This window comes from Geobacter sp. PheSNFMC (assembly GCF_059620965.1).
The window spans coordinates 1-291 of the sequence record NZ_JCAMRN010000135.1; the positions used below are offsets into that span (position 1 = coordinate 1).

A 291-nucleotide genomic window follows, 5' to 3' on the forward strand; every position below is an offset into this window, starting at 1 on the left:
GATGGCGGGAACGGCACGGGCGATTGCGAGTGTTCCCGTGGCGCTGCCGCTGTAGTTGGCATCGGTGACCGTGGCGACGACGGGGTAGCTCCCGGCGGCTGTCGGCGCGCCGCTGCCCCCGGCATAGGTGAGGTTGATGCCGAGACCCGGCGGGGTCGTGCTGGCGGCAACGACCTTTGGCGTGCCGTCATAGGTGGCGCTCAGGCCGGTGAGGGATACGGAGGCAACGGCCTTGTCAACCGTCAGGCTGACGGTGGCGCTGGCGCTGGTGTATGCGTTCGGGTCGCTCGG

1 protein-coding gene is annotated in these 291 nt (G+C 69.8%); it reads right to left on the reverse strand.

The features are described from left to right. Nucleotides 1-291 (reverse strand): MBG domain-containing protein (locus AC6CDK_RS17825; protein WP_496639964.1); only part of this gene is annotated, 291 nt, incomplete at both ends.